This is a genomic window from Nocardia sp. NPDC002869, assembly GCF_046764065.1.
GTDB lineage: Bacteria > Actinomycetota > Actinomycetes > Mycobacteriales > Mycobacteriaceae > Nocardia > Nocardia rhamnosiphila.
In genome coordinates, this window is sequence record NZ_JBKOOL010000295.1 from 1 (window position 1) to 3,083 (window position 3,083).

Annotated in this window: 4 protein-coding genes; 1 reads left to right on the forward strand and 3 read right to left on the reverse strand. The window is 69.2% G+C overall.

Annotated elements, in window-relative coordinates:
• Window positions 1–188 precede the first annotated feature (188 nt).
• Entirely contained in the window at window positions 189–1,169 is a 981-nt protein-coding gene (locus ACLML9_RS28285) for a hypothetical protein (protein WP_411948354.1), read from the reverse strand.
• A gap of 103 nt (window positions 1,170–1,272) precedes the next feature.
• Between ACLML9_RS28285 and ACLML9_RS28290 the strand changes: the two genes are divergently transcribed.
• Window positions 1,273–1,926 carry a TetR/AcrR family transcriptional regulator gene (locus ACLML9_RS28290; RefSeq protein WP_411948355.1) on the forward strand — a complete coding sequence of 218 codons (654 nt, stop codon included), beginning with the start codon at window positions 1,273–1,275 and terminating at the stop codon, window positions 1,924–1,926.
• A gap of 5 nt (window positions 1,927–1,931) precedes the next feature.
• Here ACLML9_RS28290 and ACLML9_RS28295 read toward each other — a convergent pair whose 3' ends face one another.
• Together ACLML9_RS28295 and ACLML9_RS28300 are read right to left on the reverse strand one after the other, a co-directional pair.
• Window positions 1,932–2,357 carry a hypothetical protein gene (locus ACLML9_RS28295; RefSeq protein WP_411948356.1) on the reverse strand — a complete coding sequence of 142 codons (426 nt, stop codon included), beginning with the start codon at window positions 2,355–2,357 and terminating at the stop codon, window positions 1,932–1,934.
• Window positions 2,354–3,083 (reverse strand): isoprenyl transferase (locus tag ACLML9_RS28300; RefSeq protein WP_411948357.1); only part of this gene is annotated, 730 nt, incomplete at its 5' end. The genes ACLML9_RS28300 and ACLML9_RS28295, both read right to left, overlap by 4 nt.

The window sequence follows — 3,083 nt, forward strand, 5'->3', positions numbered from 1 at the left end:
GTCCGACCCGGCGGAGGGGGGGGGCGGGGCCCCGCCCCCCCCCCCCAACGACCCGCCCCCCCCCCCGCCCCACACCACCCCCCCCCCCCCCCAACTCAACCCCCCCGCGCCGGGGCCGCCTTAGTGGCGGGGGGCCCCCCGGCCCCCCCCCCGGGGGGGCCCCCCCCTCGCCGTATTCCGTTCGCGGTTCAGGCGGTGACCGGCACCTGCGCCGGCTCGGCGGGCGACGCCGGCTCGACACGGGCCCGATCGCGGATCGCTCCGATACCGAACAGGACGAGGGCGAATCCCGCCCACGCCAGCAGGACCAGTACCGGACGCTGCGCGCCCGCGCCGTCGAAGAACGCTACCGAGCGGAGCAGCGATGCCGCGGCACCCGGGGGCAGCAACTGCCCGATCGTGCCCCACGGCTGCGGCAGCAGCTCGGGAGCGGCGGTGGCGGCGGAGAACGGGTTGCCGATGAGCAGCATGGTCAGCGCGGCGATGCCGATACCGGCCCGGCCGATCGCGGTGGCCAGTCCGGCGACCGTCCCGGCCACCGCGAAGGAGACCAGCCCGGACACCAGCGACAGGGCGAGGTAGCTGCCCGGGACGATGGACAGCCACGTCTGGGTGACGAGCATGCTCAGCAGACCACCGGCGATGCCGAAGACGAGCGCCCCGAGCACACGACCACCGGCGGCGGGAATCAGCAGGGTCAGCAGCACACCGCCCGCGATACCGGCCATGACCAGCGGGAGCGCCATGGCGCCGAATCCCGCTCCGCGCGGATCGTCGGGGTCGGCGGGGACGACATCCTCGACCGGCGCGGCCGGCGCGCCGGACATTTGCCGGCCGATTTGGGTGAGCTGCTGGGCGACCGCGGGGGCCGCGCCGGAAGCGACCAGCACCCGCGGCGCGCCGCTACCGGTCACGATCGCGCCGTAGACCTCACGGTCGCCGATGGCCGCGCGGGCCGCCGCTTCGTCGGGTACGACCGTGAGCTCGAACGCGCCCGGATTCTGGCCGGTCAGCCGGGCCTCGACCACCGCGGCCTGCGGGCCGGCGACGGCGAGCGGTAGGTCGCGGGGCGCGATATTGGTCGCCGGCCACGCAAATGCGATCAGCATCAACGCTTGCAGCAGGGCCGCGCCCACCCCGAGTGCCACGGCGCGCTGTATGACGTTCATGACGTTCTCCCCAGAAAATCGAAGGTTCGTTCTTTTTAGTGCACTCACCGTGCCACCACCCCCGCAGCTTGTCAAGAACGAACATTCGTTTTAGTTTGGAACCATGCCCCGAGTCAGTGACGAACACCTGGAACGCCGTCGGCAACAGATCCTGGACGCCGCCCGCGTCTGCTTCGTCCGCAAGGGTTTCCACCAGACCTCCATGCAGGACGTCTTCACCGAATCGGGGCTGTCCGCCGGCGCTGTCTACCGCTATTTCAGGAGCAAGGACGAACTGGTCATCGCGCTCGCCTCGACCACCGCCGGCGATATCCGCGCGCAGATGGCGGCCGTCATCCACGGCGACCCGCTCCCCACCCCCGCTCAGCTGGTCGCGCGGATGACGGAATGGATCGAGGTCCAGAGCGGACCGGAGGGCCGGATACGCCTGGCACCGCAGGCATGGTCACTGGCACTCGTCGACGACGAGGCGGCAGAACCCGTGCGCCGGACGCTGAGGGGCATCCGGGAAATGTGGCGCGAGTACGCCGAACGAATGCGCGCGGCCGGATGGCTACCTCCCGATGCCGACCTGCAAGCGGTCGCCGCCGCCCTCTTCGGATTACTTCCCGGATTCATACTCCAGCACCTGCTGATAGACGACCTGGTTCGCGACGAGTACCTGCGCGGCGTGGACACCCTGTTCCCGTACGGCGACCCGGAAACCCGCCGCACCCGGTCGACGACCGGAACCGAGGCAGCAGCGGACCCGACCTGACAGGGTCAGGGCAGCAGGCCTTTACGCGCCTCACCGGCGCCACCGAGCACCAGCAAGAGCATCGTGGTCAACGCCATGTCGTCCAGACCGGCCGCCGGGAAGGTGTAACGGAGGATGACATCGGCGAGTTTGTCGTGCGCGATCACCGCGATCGAACCGAACTGCAACGCGGCGTTCCGTTCGGCCACCCGCTTGTGCAACTGTGGTTTGAGCGGCCGGTCCCAGGCCAGCACGCACGTCAGCGACAGCACATCCAGGCCCGGCGTCAACGTGAACGCGCTCAGCGAACACAACGCGCCCTGGAAATCGAACCGTAGTGAACCGTCGTTGTCGACCCGGACATCGATATCGTAGAGCCCCAGCCCGGCCCCGGCCCGGGCCTGCAACTCCAGATCCGGCGCCAGCGCACCCGGTTCGGCCTCGCCACTCATTTGGTACCCCCGAACCGGCGATCCCGCCGCGCGTACTCGAGACAGGCATCCCACAGATTGCGCCGATCGAAATCCGGGAACAAGGTCGCCTGGTAGACGAACTCGGCGTACGCCGACTGCCAGATCAGGAAATTCGAACTACGGAATTCCCCCGACGGCCGCAGGAACAGATCCACATCCGGCATATCCGGCTCGTCCAGGAAGCGGGCGATCGTATCCTCGCCGACCTTCTCCGGATCGATCTCCCCCGCCGCCACCCGGCGCGCGATCTCCCGTGTCGCATCGGCGATCTCGGCACGGCCGCCGTAGTTGACACACATGGTCAAGGTCATCACGGTGTTGTCCTTGGTCAGCTCCTGCGCCGTCTCCAACTCCCGGATCACGCTGCGCCACAGACGCGGCCGCCGCCCCGCCCAGCGCACCCGCACCCCCATCTCGTGCATCTCGTCCCGCCGCCGCCGGATCACATCCCGGTTGAACCCCATGAGAAACCGCACCTCGTCGGGGCTGCGCCGCCAGTTCTCGGTGGAGAACGCATATGCCGACAACCACTTCACACCGATCTCGATACAACCCTCGACGGTATCCATGAGCACGGCCTCGCCCTTTTCGTGGCCCGCGGTACGCGGCAGTCGAATCCCAGCTGAGTGTGGAGGAGGCACGATGAGGGGCGATACCTCCGCCTTCGCTACGGCCTCCGCCGGACCGCATGTACTCGCTTCCGAG

Bases quoted from the DNA above. Each gene is read 5' to 3' on its own strand.
- ACLML9_RS28285 (WP_411948354.1), bottom strand. From the start codon at position 1,169: ATGAACGTCATACAGCGCGCCGTGGCACTCGGGGTGGGCGCGGCCCTG.
- ACLML9_RS28290 (WP_411948355.1), top strand. From the start codon at position 1,273: ATGCCCCGAGTCAGTGACGAACACCTGGAACGCCGTCGGCAACAGATC.
- ACLML9_RS28295 (WP_411948356.1), bottom strand. From the start codon at position 2,357: ATGAGTGGCGAGGCCGAACCGGGTGCGCTGGCGCCGGATCTGGAGTTG.